Raw genomic sequence first — 14,761 nt, 5'->3', positions numbered from 1 at the left:
ATTTTTATTCTATACTTTAATGGCATATTTCTACATAGAAAGAAAGTAATTTTCAATCCATCTGGCTCTCTTTATAATATAAAACATAAGAAAGAGGCGTGAACTAATGTTTAGAGAAGATGTAAAAAATATTCATGAAAAAGTTTTAAAAGAAAATGATCCAGAAGCATGGGAGCGAATTAGTCATTTTACTTTCGAAGAAGTTCAAGATGATGTAGATTTACCAAATAAGACAAAATTAATTTCTAATTTAGCTTATTTATTAGGGATGCAGGGCTTAGAAGAATATCGCTTGATGTTACCTGTAGCTTTAGATAATGGTGTAAGTCCAGTTGAAGTAAAAGAAATTGTTTATCAAGCAGTTGATTATTTAGGATTAGGACGCGTAATGCCATTTTTTAAAGTAACTAATACTATTTTACTTGATCGTGGAGAAAAGTTACCTTTGCCAAAACAAGCTACAACAACTATGGAAAACAGACTTGAAAAAGGCGAGGAAACTCAAATGAGATTGTTTGGTCCTCAAATGAAGGATTTTGCTAAAAAAGGGACTATTAATAAATGGTTGGTGGATAATTGTTTTGGTGATTATTATACGAGGAAAGGTTTTAGTGACAAAGAGCGCGAAATGATTACATTTTGTTACTTAGCTGCCCAAGGCGGTTGTGAACCACAATTATTAGCTCATGCTAAGGCGAATGTGGGATTAGGAAATGATCAACAATTTTTAACCAAAATAGTTTTAGCTAATGTCCCATTTATTGGCTATCCACGTAGCCTGAATGCAATTAATGTCATTAATCAAGTAAAATAATCATTTTCAAGGCACTGAAATTGAATAATTTCGGTGCCTTTTTTACTGCAAGTTTATGGATCAACCAAGTAAAATATAGTAGAATATACGTTCGAAAGGAGCTGAAGCCATGAATATTGATGAACTTTTGAGCTATGCTATTAGACACTTTGGAAAGAATAGTGTTAGTGAGCTTAATGATAATTCTAATTTAGTTGCTTTTAGTTCACCGATTACTAAAAATTGGTTTGCTCTTTTAGATTTAGATCCTAAAAATAAAAAATTAAATATTAATTGTGGCAATTTTGCAACGACTATTAAAGATTTACCTGGGTTCTCAGCTGCTTCTTTGATAAAGGATAATAAATGGGTAGAAGTTAGTTTGCTTTTAAGCGAGCAAAAAATAAAACAAGCTTTAGAATATGCCTTTAAAGTAGTGCTCATGTCAAATAAGGCTCCTAATCCTGAAAAATTAATTTATATACCTGATGCGAGTACGGATAAATTGAATCAGCAAAATGTTTATCACGAACAAAAAATAAACTTTGATAGTTGGGAAAAAACTAATAATTCTAAACAAAATAATTCTCCCAAAGAAAAAATAGAATTAAATTTTGAAAATACGGAATCTGTTCCTGAGCAAATTCAGAAAATGATTAAGGCATATCGTTATGATTTGGCAGGTTCAGTTCGCAGAGAACAAAATTTTTATTTACAAGGCAAATTAATGGCTACTTATGAAGACAATTATCAAAAAAGGCAGTCATTTTTGCGTTATTATCCGACTTATCATGACTTAACGGTTGGACAAGCAAGGACTTATTTTACTTGGCGTGCCAAGATTAGGAATAGTATTTATGAAAAGGTATCAAATTCATATGCTTATATTTATTTATATGAGTTATTAAATGGAATAGGCGTAGAGAATCCTCAAGAAGGGTTAGATAAGTTAATAGATTTTGATAAAAATTATGCTCAAAGCTTTTCTCCAGAAATGGCAGCATATCTTGATAGATGGATTCGTGACTATATTATTTTTTATAATATTAGTGAAAAAAGAAATGAATTTTTTCAGAAAGAACAAGAAAAGGATAAAAAATATGAACATTTGTTGTACCCAAAACAATTTTCTGAGCATGAAGTTGCAGAAAGCTTAATAAATTTATCTAATTATAAAATTGAAAATTGTCCTTTGTATAAAAAGAATCCAGAAAAATTTGAACATTTATTAGTTTTAGTTTGGCAGCAAATATTAGATTTACGCCAAGATGGTTTTGATTTTTTGACCAATTATATTACTTATAAAAATCAAATGACGGTTCAGTTATTTTTGTAGTGACCCCCGAAATTCGGACACGGATTTCGGGGGTTTTACTATGTCTAAATTAACTAAAAAAGATAAATTGAATATTTATAAAGAATGGACTATTGAAAATAAAAGATCGACATATTTAAGTAAAAAGTATGGAATAGGCTCAGTTAGTATTAAGTACTTAGTTTCACTCATTCATAGGCATGGAATGGATATATTAGATAAGCCCCATACTTATTATTCAGCCCAATTTAAGCTAGAAGCTATCAATCGGGTTTTAGTCAATCATGAAGCTGCTTACTCTGTATCTTTAGAATTGGGCTTGAAAAGTCAAGGGATGCTTATTAACTGGATTCGCTCTTATAAAGAAAACGGGTATAATGTCGTTATCAAGAGGAAAGGACGACGAACCCGTGAACAAAGAGCTAGAGAAATTGAAGAAAGAAAACGAAGAATTGCGTCACCAGAATTTAAAGCTTACTGTCGAGAATGCATTTATAAAAAAATTGGATGCCTTGGTTCAAAAGAGAAAAAACCAACCAAAACAGAAATAGCACAAGCTGTTAGAGAATTAAGGCTAGAACTTGGGTTGGGTGTTAAAACTATCTTGTCGATTTTAAGTGATCCGAATAATGCTTTACCTAGCTTATCCAGAAGCAATTATTACAATATTTTAAAGCGCGAAGATCAAGATGAGATAAAGCACCACAGTCTAATTAAACGAATTAAAGAAATATTCTTTGAACTTAAAGATAGATACACTGCTCCAGGTTATCGAACAATAACTGATCACTTACATAGTGAAGGCTTTATAATCAATCGAAAAACAGTCTATCGTTTAATGCGTAAACTTAATTTGATTGGATATCGTATGAAACGTAGAAGACGCTACAACAGCTTTGAGGGTGAAATTGAAGGAAGAATTAAACCTAACTTAATTAAACGCAACTTCTTTGCTATTAGACCAAATATGAAGTGGTACACGGATATTACTGAATTCAACTTAAGAGGACAAAAGCTTTATCTATCGCCTATTATCGATGGCTGTGGGAGAGATATTGTCGCTTATAATATCTCTCGTCGTCCCAACTTGCAGCAGGTACTGACTATGCTTGATGATGCATTTAAAGTTAATGATTCATTGAATGGATTAGTATTTCATTCAGATCGTGGCTGGCAATATCAACATAAGACTTATCAATATGAACTTGCAAGACGTGGCATTGAACAAAGTATGTCTAGGAAAGGCTGTTCTCCAGACGATGGGCTTATGGAAGGCTTCTTTGGCATACTTAAAAGAGAGATGTTTTATGGCAAAGAATCAAACTATGCCAATCTGAATGAATTAGAACAAGCGATTAAAGATTATATTCACTTTTATAATTACGAAAGAACAAAGAGTAAACTAAAAGGACTGACTCCGATTCAATATCGGAATCAATCCTTAGTTGCATAATATTAATAAAGTGTCCAATTTTTGTGGGTCACTACAATCACTGAATGGTTATTTTTATTACCTTTACTTATCTTCGTAGCCCTTTGGATGGCTCTTGTGCCAGTTCCAAGCAGTTGCAATTACATCATCAACATTTTCATGCTTTGGCTTCCAGCCTAAGACTTTACGAGCCTTGCTTGAGTCAGCAACTAAAGAATCAGGATCTCCGCCTCTTCTTGGTCCAATAGTGTAAGGAATGTCAATGCCAGTAACTTTTTTAGCAGCTTCAAGGATTTCTAAGTTTGAGTAGCCTTGAGCAGTACCTAGGTTGAAGACGTCAGACTTGTTAGTTTCCATCACGTGCTTAAGTGCCAAGATGTGAGCGTCAATTAAGTCTTCAACTTGAACGTAGTCGCGGACATTAGTACCGTCTTTAGTGTCATAGTCATCACCAAAGATAGTAAAGTTGCCATCGCCAGAAATAGCACTCTTTAAGATGTTTGGAATTAAGTGAGTTTCAGGACCATGGTCTTCACCAATTGAACCGTCGCTTGAAGCACCAGCCACATTAAAGTAGCGAAGAGCGATTGACTTAATGCCGTCAGCTTTGTCAGCCCAGTGCATAATCTTTTCCATCATCATCTTGGTTTCGCCATATGGGTTGATTGGATCAAGCGGTGTATCTTCAGTAATTGGTAAAGTCTTTGGAATACCGTAAGTTGCAGCAGAAGATGAGAATACTAAGTATTTAACTTTCGCGTCATCCATTGCTTGCAGAAGAGAAATCATACCTGAAACGTTATTGTCGTAGTACTTAAGTGGTTTCTTAACTGATTCAGGAACTAATGAGTAAGCGGCAAAGTGCATTACAGCATCAATGTTTTCATCACGTAAGATTTTGCTTACTAAATTAGTGTCTTCAATATCGCCTTGGTAAAACTTGGCTTTCTTGTCAACAGCCTTTCTGTGGCCAGTATAGAGAGAATCAAGGACAACGACATCGTTACCTTCTTCAATTAATTTTCTAACAGCGTGAGAACCAATATAACCGGCCCCACCAATAACTAATACTCGCATTAACTAGTTACTCCTTTTTTATTAAATAATAACCGAATCAAGTTAATTTTAGCACAATAACTTATTTTGAAAATTCTAATTAAAAAATTTGTGTGTTGCCACTATGATTCTTTATTTTTTCTTTGATATTAGATAATCACAAAAAATTATAAGCAAAAATAGTGCAATTTTATATTATATGTTTAAAATAATAGTTAAAGAAGCAAGCTTATAAAAAGTAAGAGGATAAAATTATGAAAACAATTAAAAATATTATCATTGGTTTTGGTAAAGGTGGGAAAACTTTAGCTAAGTTTTTAGCTCAAAAAGGTGAAGAAGTATTAGTAATTGAAAAATCTAATAAAATGTACGGTGGTACTTGTATTAATATCGCCTGCTTACCGTCAAAAAGATTAATTATTGAAGCTTCAAATGGTGTCTCATATGTGGATGCAGTGAGTGGAAAAAATGAAATGACTGCACAATTGCGGAATAAAAACTATCATATGTTAGCAGATGAAAAGACAGTGACAGTTTTGGATGGTGAAGCTCACTTTATTGCGGATCATGAAATTGAAGTAGTTTTAACTAATGGTGAAAAGGAGCAGTTTAAGGGAGAGCGTATTTTTATTAATACCGGAGCTGTTCCGGTAATGTTACCAATTCCAGGTTTAAAAGAAAGTAAGTATATTCTTGATTCTACGCAAGCAATGGATGAAAAGAAAATGCCAGAAAATCTAACAATTATTGGTGCTGGTTATATTGGGTTAGAATTTGCAAGTATGTTTGCAAAATACGGCAGTAAAGTAACAGTGCTTGATCATAGCAGAGAATTTTTAAGTAGAGAAGATGTCGATATTAGTCAATTAGTCAAAAAGGACTTAGAAGATGTAGGGGTTCATTTTGAACTTGGAGCTGATATCAAAGAAATTATTGATGAAGAAAATGAAGCAAAAGTTCGTTATCAAATAAACGGTCAAGAAAAAGAAATTAGCGCAAATCGGATCTTAGCTGCAACGGGAAGAAAGCCGAATATTGAAAATCTTGGTTTAGAAAATACTTCAATTGAAATAACAGACCGCGGTGCAGTTAAAGTAGATGATTTTTTAAGAACAACAGTTGATAAAGTATGGGCGATTGGAGATGTTAAGGGTGGTCTTCAATTTACATATATTTCTTTAGATGATTTTAGAATTATTAAAGATCAATTATTTGGTACAGGTGCACGGATGATCAGTGATCGTAAAGTGGTCCCTTATAGTGTCTTTATTTCACCTGCTTTGTCTCAAGTTGGCTTAAATGAAAAGCAAGCACACAATCAAAATAAGGAATATAAATTATTTAAGTTGCCAGTTGCAGCCATTCCAAAAGCAAAAGTTGCTAAAGATAGTAGAGGTTTGTTTAAGGCTTTAGTTGATCCTGAGACTGAAGAAATTCTAGGCGCAACTTTATATGGAATTGAATCTTATGAGTTAATTAATATGATTTCTTTGGCAATGAAGGCACATCTTTCTTATACGGTTTTAAGAGATCAGATTTATACTCATCCAACTATGTCAGAAGCCTTTAACGATTTATTTAAGTAGATAGGCACATCTCTGTTATAAAAGTTTCTTAATTTACTTTTATAATACGGTTAGATATAGAAATGAGGTAGATGTATGAATTTTAATTCACTTGAAGATACATATACATTAAATAATGGTGTAAAGATTCCAATTATTGGTTTTGGAACTTGGCAAACACCTGATGGAGATATTGCAAAACATGCAGTTGAAGTAGCACTTAATGCAGGCTATCGGCATATTGATACAGCAGCAGCTTATGGTAATGAAAAAAGTGTTGGTCAAGCGATAAAAAATAGTGGCATAAATCGTCATGATTTGTTTATTACAACTAAGCTTTGGAATGCAGACCATGGTTATAAATCGGCTAAGGCAGCAATTGATAGGAGTTTGCAAAATTTAATGGTTGATTATTTAGACTTATACTTAATTCACTGGCCTAATCCTGTTGATATGCGTGACCATTGGGCTGAAGCAAATGCTGAAAGCTGGCGAGCAATGGAAGAAGCAGTACAAGCTGGAAAGATTAGGGCAATTGGAGTTTCTAATTTTAGAAAACGTCATTTAGATGAACTTCTGAAAACTGCAGAAATAAAACCTGTGGTTAACCAAATTATGCTTAATCCAAGTGATTTACAACCAGATGTAGTTAAAATTAATAATGAATTAAAATTACTTAGTGAAGCATATAGTCCTTTAGGTACTGGTGGATTATTAGGTAATGAAACTGTCAATGAAATAGCTAGTGAAGTAGGAAAATCTCCAGCACAAGTTTTAATTCGCTGGTCTTTAGAACATGGATTTTTACCACTACCTAAGTCAGTTCATGACAAGTACATTCGAGCAAACGCTGGAGTGTTTGATTTTAACTTGAGTTCTGAACAGATGAATAAATTAGATAGTTTACATGGAGTTAGTGGCTTAGCTACTGATCCAGATGCAGCTAATTTTTAATTAGAAGTCGGAGTAGATACTACTTCGATTTTTTATTTGCAAAAATTTGTTGATACTTTACAGAGAAAGAAAATCTTTGTTATAATTCTAATGTTAGTTGCTGAATTAGCTCAGTTGGTAGAGCGCTTCCCTCGTAAAGAAGAGGTCGCCAGTTCGATTCTGGCATTCAGCACTCAGGGTATTAACTAAAGAAGCCTTTCAAAGAGTTCCGTAGAACTTGCTTTGAAAGGCTTTTTTTACACATTTTTAATATAATGAAAAAATTCGGCATTTTTTCGCGTAATAACTAATAGAACAAAAGTATGAAAGAGGTGCCGAATGAAAAATATGCACAAAAAACCATGGTTCGGTTTTACAGAAGACAAGGTATTTGGCGAAGTAATGTCAAATAAAGAATTTTGCAAGCATGTTTTGCAAGGAATCTTGCCAGAGTTAGCTATTGAAGACATCTATTTTCCACATAAGCAAGAAGAAATAAATGATCCTGAACATTATGATCAGAAAGACGTTCGTTTAGATATCTTAGTTGAAGATTATAATCATAATCTCTATAACATTGAAGTACAGACAACAAACACTGATGATATAGCACGCAGAATGCGTTACTATGCTGCGAAGGCAGATCAAAGATATACTTTGAAGAAGGGAAGTACATATCGAAATCTAAAGAATGTCTATATAATTTTTCTCTGCTCATTTAATTTAGCTGAAAAGAAGCTAATTAAAAGTAAGTATTTAACTATAAATTCTGATAACCAAACAGATGTATTGCAGGATGGACTGACCAAAATTATAATTAATTCAAATGGAATTCCTAGTGGAAATGAAACTAAGACTTTACTTAATTTGGTAAAGCTAATGAAAAACTTGCCTATATCTGGTGATGCATATTTTGATATTGCTCAAAATAGAATTAAAGAAATTAATAGTGATGAGAAATGGAGGGATATGATTATGGATTATGAAACTAAGCTGCTAGAACGTGAACAAGATGCAGAAGAGAGAGGCTTAAAACGAGGAATTGAAAAAGGAATAAATCAGGGAATGCAGCAAGGAATGCAGCAAGGGATTCAGCAAGGAATACAACAAGGAATACAGCAAGGTATTCGTCAAGGGATTCAGCAAGGTATCGAACAAGGGACGAAAGAAGGAAAGAAAAAAGAAAAATTAATAGGAATAAAGAAATTGATTCTAGCTCTAAAAGATTTTGGTGGAAACGATCAACAAATTTTACAACGTTTAGAAAAAGATTATGGAGATAGTTTTTCTAAGGAAGAATTAGAAAAATTTTTGAAGGAAAGTTAGAAATAAACATTATGAAAAGCAGGGTTTTTTCCCTGCTTTTTTAGGTATACTATTAGAAAAATGAAAGTAGTGAAAAATAGTGACTTTAATTTATACACGTTATGCTAATAATCATGATTTATCTGAAATTATGACAATTATTAATGAAGCAAAATTATTTCTAAAGCAAAGCGGAAGTAGTCAGTGGCAGGGCAGTTATCCTAATGAAGAAACGATACAAAATGATATCAGAAATAAATGTGCTTTTGTCTTAGTAGTAGATAATCAAGTTGCTGGTTATGCAGCCAGTATAATTGGCGAAGAGCCAACCTACCAAAAGATTGATGGTTCTTGGAAAAATAAGACACCTGATTATGCGACTTTTCATCGATTAGCTATTAGTAATAAATACCGCGGAATGCATCTTGCAAACTTGATGTTTTCGGATCTAATCTCAATAATGGTTAGCCAAGAAATTAGAAATTTTAGAATTGATACGTCACGTAAAAATAGAATCATGCAACATTTGGCTTTAAAGCATAATTTTAGTGAACGAGGAATTATTCAGGTAGAGGAGGATCCAAAAGATCCTAATCGATTAGCCTATGAATTGAATTTATAGTTTTATGTGTCTATTCAAAATAACGATTCCGATAATTAATAATAAAATTGCAATTGAATGAATTAAAATTTGCATAGGCTCCCCATGAGCAGTAATTAAATTTCTTAACAAGGCGGTAATTCCTAAGCTCATCAAAAAATTTAAGCTTGTATGTCCCATGTGTTTAAGGGCTGCAACAATCATTGCTGAAAACTCAAAAAAGAGGAAGAAAGTAACAATCTCATCCAAAACTTTGATTGGTATGTGAATGAAGCTATTTCTAATCATTCTTTGTCCAATTGCAAGTAGTTGTCCAAACATTAGAACAATAAGTAACGCGCCTAAAATTCCTAAAGCGATCATGATAAAAAAGCGGAGAAAGTTTGCATATTTGCTAGCAATTTTATTGAATTTCTTCATTATATATACCTTTCATATGTAGATAAGTTTATTTTTACGCTTTTTAGCTGATTTTTCCAGAGTTGTTTTAGGATGCTATTTAGTTAAATAATGATATCTTTAATATAGAAGAAATACTAAAGTTTGCTCATGAGGTATTAAAAATGCCATTTACTTTTTCTGAAATTATCGTTCTCTTTTTTACATATTCAGTGATTGGTTGGATGTGGGAGACGATATATTGTTCAATTAAAGATCATCATTATGATTATCGCGGATTTTTATTTGGTCCGTATTGTCCGGTTTATGGATTTGCAGTAACTACCATTTTGATCTTTACTTATCATATTCAGGATAATCTTTTCCTATTGTATGTAGTAGGAATAATAGTGGCGACAATTTTTGAGTATTGCGCGAGTGTATTTTTACAATATGTTTTTCATATGAAGTTATGGGATTACTCCCATTTGTGGGGAAATGTACAGGGGAGAGTGGCTCCAGTAATTTCTTTATTTTGGGGAGTAGGAGTGGTCTTTTTAGTAAAAATCATTCAACCTTTTATTCAAAAGATAATTAATTGGGAAGAAGCGAGAACTCATGGCTACTTGGCATTAATCATTTTATTGGGAATGGGGACAGACTTTGTTCTTACAATTATTAGTGTTGAAAAATTTCATATTAGCACTAAACGATGGGACGAGCGATTAAATACGCAGATAAAGCTAGATGAAAATAGGCTTAATCAACGTTTTGATAAATTACTTGAGTCACTGTCATGGAATCAAAAAAGATTTCTTACAAGTTTCCCGCAACTTAAATTTACGGATATAGATCAATTTAATGCAATTAAGCATAAAAGAATGATTAGAAGGAAAAATAAGAGTTAGAGCTACTAGCCCTTATTTTTTTGCCCTTTTTGCTACAGAAAGGTTACATCGTTACATTATTGTAATTTAAGGCGCAAATATTACAAGAATGTAACAAGATGAAATATATCCTTAATTTTCCGGGAACTATTCTGAAATATTGGGCATGTATTATATATGCTGTAAATTGAAATTGACGAAATAAATGATTCAAATCAAATTTATCAAGGAGAGAATTTAATTTTGAATATGCTTAACAATAATTTGAAATCAACTTTAACTAAAACCGCTGCAGCAGCTGCTCTTACTTTAGCAGGTGCCGCAATTGTAAATAATACTCAAAATACTGTAAAGGCCGCAGAAGTTACTGTTGGCCAACAAGAAAAGATTGTTACAATTAACTATCTTCCACATAAGAGCATTGCTGTTTGGAATTCATACGGTCCTGATAAGCAAATGACCGGTCAGTACTTACCACATGCAACTGCTTGGAAAGTTATCAGAGCTGCCTACGATGATGCAGGTAACAAGTGGTACGACCTTGGTGCAAACCAATGGGTAATGGCGAAGTACACTCGCTTAGGTAAAGATACTGTTGACCCTAATGTTGCTTCAGAATTGTTTACTTCACAAGCAAGTTCATACAATACTGCAGCACAAACTCAAACTACTCAAGGTTCATACTCAGCTCCTAAGACTTCAGTAGGTTCTTACTCATCAGTACAAAGTACTCAAACTCAACAAGCTCCAGTACAAAAAGCACAACCTTCACAATCACAATCAAGCTACACTTCAAACGTATCTGGTTCTGAAGCAGCAGCTAAGGCATGGATTGCAGGACGTGAATCAGGTGGTTCATACTCAGCAAGAAATGGTCAATACATTGGTAAGTACCAATTATCAGCATCATACCTTGGTGGAGACTACTCAGCAGCAAACCAAGAACGTGTAGCAGATAACTACGTAAAGTCACGTTACGGTTCATGGACTAATGCTCAAAGTTTCTGGCAATCAAACGGCTGGTACTAAAAAATAGCGAATAGGTAAAAAAGAGATGTTTTAATGACATCTCTTTTTTGTACCCCGAATATTACAAGAAAGCGTGTGTAAATTACAAATATTACACAAACTGTAACATAAGGCACTTTTATTTAATAATGTAGTAGCATTTATGTTATAGTTTTGACATTTTGAGACTGTATTATGTAACTTGTAAATTAAATGACTGACAAATATGAAAGGAAGAATTTCTCTTGAAATTTCAATCTATCTTAACTAAGTCACTTGCAGCAGCTGCTCTTACCGCAACTGGTTTGGTAGCTTTAAATTCACAAAATACTAATGACGCACAAGCTGCTACTATTGTTCAAAATGATACTAATGTTGTAACTATTAATAATGCAAATTCTACTGTTGCCGTTTGGGATGGCGTTGAAAATGCTCACTTTACTGGCAAAGAATTAGTACATGGTACAACTTGGAAAGTTATCAGAACTGCTTATGATGCTATGGGTAATAAGTGGTACGACCTTGGCGCAAACCAATGGATCATGGCTAAGTACACTGTAGAAGGTGGAAATGCTACAACTGCTCAAGCTCCTGTTCAACAAGCTCAAGCTTCAGTACAAAAGCAACAAACTACCCAAGTACAACAATCAGCACAAAAGCAAACTACTTCTGTAGCTTCACAACAAGTAAATACTCAAGCTAAGGCTGCAACTCAAGTTCAACACCAAACTGTTGCACAAGCTCCTAAGACTAACTACAACTACAATGTACAACGTACTTACTCAGCTCCAGTACAACAAAGAACTTACAGCTACGCTTCAGCACAAAAACAAACTACTCAAGTAGCACAAAAGACCCAAACAACTACTAGCTACACTTCAAATGCTTCTGGCTCTGAAGCTGCAGCTAAGGCTTGGATTGCAGGACGTGAATCAGGTGGTTCATACTCAGCAAGAAATGGTCAATACATCGGTAAATACCAATTATCAGCATCATACCTTGGTGGAGACTATTCAGCAGCAAACCAAGAACGTGTAGCAGATAACTACGTAAAATCACGCTACGGTTCATGGACTGGTGCTCAAAAGTTCTGGCAAACTAACGGTTGGTACTAATATCAACTGAATTATAATTAGGAAGATCACCTTTTTGGTGGTCTTTTTTTTATTTAACTTTTTTAAGATAATAAAGTTTATTTTGATAATTTTGTTGACAGCTTTTACTATTTATAATATGATATTAAACGTTGAGTGATTAAGTTCATTCAAATAGAGCCAACAAGTAAAAGGCTTGAAGGATGGGTTATAGCCAAGTGGTAAGGCAATGGTTTTTGGTACCATCATGCGCTGGTTCGAATCCAGCTAACCCAATAGTTTTGCCAGGTTGTTACCTGGCTTTTTTTGTACCTAGAAATGAGGTTTATTCTGATGGAAACAAGACATGGGCGTAATTCATTTTTTGATGGTGGTTTGCTATCTTTCATTGGCTGGCACCTATTAGGAACAATTATTACAGTTTGTACTTTCGGTATTTGTTACCCTTGGGCAGTGTGCATGATTTATGGATGGGAAATCAATCATACTGTAATCGAAGGATATCGGATGAAATTTACCGGAAGTGCATTTGGTTTATTTGGTAATTGGATAAAGTGGCTTCTATTAACGATTATTACTCTTGGCATTTATGGCTTCTGGGTTGGAATAAAGATTAGAGACTGGAAGGCTAGAAATACGATTTTCATTAATTAATAAAAAGACTAGGAATTTTTCCTAGTCTTTATGTTTTATATACAGTTATTTTTCGTCAAAAGGATATTTCATCCCCCATGAGGTACGGACACTAGTTAAAATATGGGCTACATCTCGTGAAATTGCTAATTCACCATCATCATGTCCTTGAGATATATAACGTTCCATGTCTTTAACCTCATATTCAAGGGCCTCAGAAGTGCTTCCAGCATTGATTGTCTCATGACGTTCTTCATGAGCACTAGCTGTATAAGTAATTTGCGCTTCTGTTGCACGCGGATAATTTGATATCTCAATATAACCTTTAGTTCCGGAAATTACACCGCGCTTTGGTTGCTTAGCTCGCATTGAAAGAGCCATGACTGCCATCTCATCTTTAGTGTTCTTAAGAATGATTCCTGATTGTTCATCAACACCAGTTTCAAAAAATTTTACTGTGGTAAGAATACTTTCAGGTTGTTTTGATAAAAACATTCTGGCAAATGCAGTAGCGTAGCCGCCAATATCAAGCAGAGCTCCACCTGCTAAATCTTTATTAAAGAAGCGGTTATTAGGATCATAATCTTTTAAGCTACCAAAATTAACTTGGACTAGCTTAATTTGACCAAGCTTACCATCACTAATCAATTTTTTTACCTTTTGATAAATAGGCATATGGTAAAGCGTAAATCCTTCAGAAAGAATTAAATGCTTATCTTTTGCTAATTTTTCCACTTCGTCAAATTGATCTGCATTGACCGTAATGGCCTTTTCGCAGAAAACATGTTTACCAGCCTTTAAGGCTTTTTTGATATAGTCATAATGAAAAGTATGTGGTGTAGCAATATAAATGATATTGATATTTGGATCTTGAATCATTTCATTTGGACTGGTGAATAAATGCTTAATGTTTTTTTCAGCTGCAAATTTTTTTAAACTAATTTCATTTGGGTTAGCAGCTGCATATATTTCGCCTTTAACTGCTTGAAGAGCATCTGCCATTTCATGTGCAATCCAACCGGTACCAATAACTCCCCAATTATATTTTGTCATTTTAATTATCCTTTCTTTATTTCAATTGCTTCATTGTTGTTTTCGGTAATAATACTTGTAACAAGATTTTTAAAATAAGAACTACTTATAACGCCATTTTGCTTTAGAAGAAAATCATTTAATTGTTCAATGTCTGACCAAGAATTGTTGGGATAAATATCAATTAAGAGATTGCCCAATGGTGAATGAGCGAATGATGCTACTGACTGGCTCAAACGAATCTTAGCTGTATATCCTTGGGGTATTTTTTTCATTAAATTATTTAAACAATTTGGAATGATTTCAATACACAAGGAAATAGTAGGATTAAGCGTCTCTTTAAAACGTTCTTTTGGTAATAATAAAATATATTCTTTTGCATTTTCAGCGGCTATTTTTTCAAAAAGATGGATTCCGCCACCACTTTTTAATGCGTTAAAATTTTGATCAATACTATCACAACCATCAAATGCTAGATCAAATTTAGGCATATTGTCATTTAAAGCTAAAATATTTAATCCAAGCTGCTCACATTGAAACTTAGTAATCTCAGATGGTGAGTAAAGGCGTAAGCCTGGTATTTGTGCGTTATTCATGTCTTTAGCTAGCGTTAAGACGTTGCTTCCGCCACCGAGGCTAACGGTCATATTAGGTTGTATTTTACTAAGCGCTTTTTAACTAATTATTGACATGAAAAATCTCCGTTAATTATTTTCAACTGATAAATTA

General features: G+C 33.6%; 14 protein-coding genes, 2 tRNA genes and 1 pseudogene. 13 read left to right on the top strand and 4 right to left on the bottom strand.

The features are described from left to right. Positions 1–106 precede the first annotated feature (106 nt). The 3 genes and pseudogenes from LpgJCM5343_RS07705 (at position 107) to LpgJCM5343_RS07695 (ending at position 3,561) form a co-directional block, all read left to right on the top strand. Positions 107–814, top strand: coding sequence for a carboxymuconolactone decarboxylase family protein (locus tag LpgJCM5343_RS07705; protein ID WP_049148676.1), 708 nt, complete (start codon positions 107–109; stop codon positions 812–814). Positions 815–923: 109 nt separating this feature from the next. Next, a pseudogene (locus tag LpgJCM5343_RS07700) lies at positions 924–2,123 on the top strand (TerB N-terminal domain-containing protein); the annotation flags it as partial. Positions 2,124–2,169: 46 nt separating this feature from the next. Beyond that, on the top strand, positions 2,170–3,561 hold the full coding sequence (locus LpgJCM5343_RS07695) for an IS3 family transposase (protein WP_307857701.1): 1,392 nt from the start codon (positions 2,170–2,172) through the stop codon (positions 3,559–3,561). A 63-nt stretch (positions 3,562–3,624) separates the two neighbouring features. On the opposite strand, the gene galE is transcribed toward LpgJCM5343_RS07695, so the two are convergent. Then, on the bottom strand, positions 3,625–4,617 hold the full coding sequence (galE, locus tag LpgJCM5343_RS07690; protein ID WP_003646820.1) for a UDP-glucose 4-epimerase GalE: 993 nt from the start codon (positions 4,615–4,617) through the stop codon (positions 3,625–3,627). Between the two features lie 233 nt (positions 4,618–4,850). On the opposite strand from galE, the gene LpgJCM5343_RS07685 reads away from it, so the two are divergent. The 5 genes from LpgJCM5343_RS07685 to LpgJCM5343_RS07665 all read left to right on the top strand — a co-directional run bounded on the left by LpgJCM5343_RS07685 (position 4,851) and on the right by LpgJCM5343_RS07665 (position 9,021). Then, positions 4,851–6,182 (top strand): FAD-containing oxidoreductase, encoded by a 1,332-nt coding sequence (locus LpgJCM5343_RS07685; RefSeq protein WP_049151185.1) that lies wholly within the window; start codon positions 4,851–4,853, stop codon positions 6,180–6,182. A gap of 75 nt (positions 6,183–6,257) precedes the next feature. After that, positions 6,258–7,115, top strand: a complete 858-nt coding sequence (locus LpgJCM5343_RS07680; RefSeq protein ID WP_049151186.1) for an aldo/keto reductase — start codon at positions 6,258–6,260, stop codon at positions 7,113–7,115. A 99-nt stretch (positions 7,116–7,214) separates the two neighbouring features. Continuing rightward, positions 7,215–7,287, top strand: a tRNA-Thr gene (locus LpgJCM5343_RS07675). Positions 7,288–7,433: 146 nt separating this feature from the next. Next, the gene (locus tag LpgJCM5343_RS07670) at positions 7,434–8,420 is read left to right on the top strand and encodes an Rpn family recombination-promoting nuclease/putative transposase (RefSeq protein WP_049151188.1); all 987 of its coding nucleotides are present in this window, start codon (positions 7,434–7,436) and stop codon (positions 8,418–8,420) included. Positions 8,421–8,499: 79 nt separating this feature from the next. Further along, on the top strand, positions 8,500–9,021 hold the full coding sequence (locus LpgJCM5343_RS07665) for a GNAT family N-acetyltransferase (RefSeq protein ID WP_049151189.1): 522 nt from the start codon (positions 8,500–8,502) through the stop codon (positions 9,019–9,021). Here LpgJCM5343_RS07665 and psiE read toward each other — a convergent pair. Next, positions 9,016–9,420 (bottom strand): phosphate-starvation-inducible protein PsiE, encoded by a 405-nt coding sequence (gene psiE, locus LpgJCM5343_RS07660; RefSeq protein ID WP_048686666.1) that lies wholly within the window; start codon positions 9,418–9,420, stop codon positions 9,016–9,018. The genes LpgJCM5343_RS07665 and psiE overlap by 6 nt on opposite strands. Positions 9,421–9,563: 143 nt before the next feature. On the opposite strand from psiE, the gene LpgJCM5343_RS07655 reads away from it, so the two are divergent. From LpgJCM5343_RS07655 to LpgJCM5343_RS07635, 5 genes are all read left to right on the top strand, one after another. Beyond that, positions 9,564–10,286 carry a putative ABC transporter permease gene (locus LpgJCM5343_RS07655; RefSeq protein ID WP_003648246.1) on the top strand — a complete coding sequence of 241 codons (723 nt, stop codon included), beginning with the start codon at positions 9,564–9,566 and terminating at the stop codon, positions 10,284–10,286. Between the two features lie 228 nt (positions 10,287–10,514). Beyond that, on the top strand, positions 10,515–11,294 hold the full coding sequence (gene apf / locus LpgJCM5343_RS07650; RefSeq protein WP_020807431.1) for an aggregation-promoting factor: 780 nt from the start codon (positions 10,515–10,517) through the stop codon (positions 11,292–11,294). A 224-nt stretch (positions 11,295–11,518) separates the two neighbouring features. After that, entirely contained in the window at positions 11,519–12,388 is an 870-nt protein-coding gene (gene apf / locus LpgJCM5343_RS07645; RefSeq protein WP_049151190.1) for an aggregation-promoting factor, read from the top strand. A 183-nt stretch (positions 12,389–12,571) separates the two neighbouring features. Beyond that, positions 12,572–12,643, top strand: a tRNA-Gln gene (locus LpgJCM5343_RS07640). A gap of 57 nt (positions 12,644–12,700) precedes the next feature. Continuing rightward, positions 12,701–13,021 (top strand): DUF898 family protein, encoded by a 321-nt coding sequence (locus LpgJCM5343_RS07635; protein ID WP_020807429.1) that lies wholly within the window; start codon positions 12,701–12,703, stop codon positions 13,019–13,021. A gap of 45 nt (positions 13,022–13,066) precedes the next feature. On the opposite strand, the gene LpgJCM5343_RS07630 is transcribed toward LpgJCM5343_RS07635, so the two are convergent. Together LpgJCM5343_RS07630 and LpgJCM5343_RS07625 are read right to left on the bottom strand one after the other, a co-directional pair. After that, the gene (locus tag LpgJCM5343_RS07630; protein WP_049151191.1) at positions 13,067–14,053 is read right to left on the bottom strand and encodes a Gfo/Idh/MocA family protein; all 987 of its coding nucleotides are present in this window, start codon (positions 14,051–14,053) and stop codon (positions 13,067–13,069) included. 5 nt (positions 14,054–14,058) lie between these two features. Further along, positions 14,059–14,628, bottom strand: coding sequence for a ribose-5-phosphate isomerase A (locus LpgJCM5343_RS07625; protein WP_250881822.1), 570 nt, complete (start codon positions 14,626–14,628; stop codon positions 14,059–14,061). Positions 14,629–14,761 lie beyond the last annotated feature (133 nt).

The organism is Lactobacillus paragasseri (genome assembly GCF_003584685.1).
Taxonomy (GTDB): domain Bacteria; phylum Bacillota; class Bacilli; order Lactobacillales; family Lactobacillaceae; genus Lactobacillus; species Lactobacillus paragasseri.
The sequence above is the reverse complement of the archived record's forward strand: the minus strand, read 5'-3'. Positions and strand labels throughout refer to the sequence as shown.

Excerpts from the sequence above, each read along its gene's own strand:
- apf (WP_020807431.1), top strand. The coding sequence starts at position 10,515 with ATGCTTAACAATAATTTGAAATCAACTTTAACTAAAACCGCTGCAGCA.
- LpgJCM5343_RS07630 (WP_049151191.1), bottom strand. The coding sequence starts at position 14,053 with ATGACAAAATATAATTGGGGAGTTATTGGTACCGGTTGGATTGCACAT.
- LpgJCM5343_RS07655 (WP_003648246.1), top strand. The coding sequence starts at position 9,564 with ATGCCATTTACTTTTTCTGAAATTATCGTTCTCTTTTTTACATATTCA.
- LpgJCM5343_RS07635 (WP_020807429.1), top strand. The coding sequence starts at position 12,701 with ATGGAAACAAGACATGGGCGTAATTCATTTTTTGATGGTGGTTTGCTA.
- LpgJCM5343_RS07695 (WP_307857701.1), top strand. The coding sequence starts at position 2,170 with ATGTCTAAATTAACTAAAAAAGATAAATTGAATATTTATAAAGAATGG.
- LpgJCM5343_RS07625 (WP_250881822.1), bottom strand. The coding sequence starts at position 14,628 with ATGAATAACGCACAAATACCAGGCTTACGCCTTTACTCACCATCTGAG.
- LpgJCM5343_RS07670 (WP_049151188.1), top strand. The coding sequence starts at position 7,434 with ATGAAAAATATGCACAAAAAACCATGGTTCGGTTTTACAGAAGACAAG.
- LpgJCM5343_RS07680 (WP_049151186.1), top strand. The coding sequence starts at position 6,258 with ATGAATTTTAATTCACTTGAAGATACATATACATTAAATAATGGTGTA.
- psiE (WP_048686666.1), bottom strand. The coding sequence starts at position 9,420 with ATGAAGAAATTCAATAAAATTGCTAGCAAATATGCAAACTTTCTCCGC.
- galE (WP_003646820.1), bottom strand. The coding sequence starts at position 4,617 with ATGCGAGTATTAGTTATTGGTGGGGCCGGTTATATTGGTTCTCACGCT.
- LpgJCM5343_RS07685 (WP_049151185.1), top strand. The coding sequence starts at position 4,851 with ATGAAAACAATTAAAAATATTATCATTGGTTTTGGTAAAGGTGGGAAA.
- LpgJCM5343_RS07705 (WP_049148676.1), top strand. The coding sequence starts at position 107 with ATGTTTAGAGAAGATGTAAAAAATATTCATGAAAAAGTTTTAAAAGAA.